We start from the raw sequence: 810 nt of genomic DNA, 5'->3' as shown, positions 1-810 counted from the left end.
TACCGGGATTGGTGACGTCGTAGTCTACGTTCACCGTACCGGTGCCGTTGTAAGCGGTAATCCAGCCGTTGCTGATGTAGGTATTGATAGTCGATGTGACATCGCCGTTTACTATCAGTGTGCCGGCGGTGATGTCCATCGCGGCGCCGGTTGCCATACTGAACGAGCCACTCGAAATGGTGCCGCCATCGAGGAATACATCGCCTGCACCGCCGCTTTGCTGGGCTATTCCGAATGTACCCGTGACCGTAATCGAGCCACCGGTAATGTTTACGGTGCCCGTGGCCTGAAATCCGACAAACATGTCGGTGCCAACGCTGACGGTACCGGCACTCATAGTAAATGTCCCGTTATTGCCAGCTGGGCCGTAGCCTAATATAAACCACTGGCCTATTGTAAGAGAACCACCGGTCATATCAAGGGTATCACTGGTACTGCCCCAGTCTCCACAGACTACCTGATTGGCCACCGCTGTTGTGCTCGAATCGATAATTGGGCCGCTGACTGACGCGTCTCTGATTGCAGCCTTGTCGGCGGAGGTGGGAACGGCGCCGCCGGCCCAGTTGGCTCCATTACGCCAGAGACGGTCGCCGCCGGCATTGTTCCAATCTACATCCGCCGCCGACGCATTACCGACCAAAGCCAGCAGCAAGACAATGGAAATTAAACACCCCCATTTCTTGTAAATACACATAATAATCCCTCCTAAATTTTTAAGTTACATGCACTTTTCCCATATTGGGATGCAAAATACACAGTAAACACTTTTACTTGTCCCGCATTTGAACCTCCTTTCTCTTGCGCTGAGCG

The 810-nt window shown here is 53.0% G+C and carries 1 protein-coding gene; it reads right to left on the bottom strand.

Annotated features, from left to right (window positions below; genetic code table 11):
- The coding region (locus GTN70_07930) for a hypothetical protein (GenBank protein NIO16913.1) at positions 1-694 on the bottom strand (694 nt) is incomplete at its 3' end.
- Positions 695-810 lie beyond the last annotated feature (116 nt).

The sequence above is a fragment of the Deltaproteobacteria bacterium genome, assembly GCA_011773515.1.
Classification (GTDB): domain Bacteria; phylum Desulfobacterota; class Deferrimicrobia; order J040; family J040; genus WVXK01.
The sequence above is the reverse complement of the archived record's forward strand: the minus strand, read 5'-3'. Positions and strand labels throughout refer to the sequence as shown.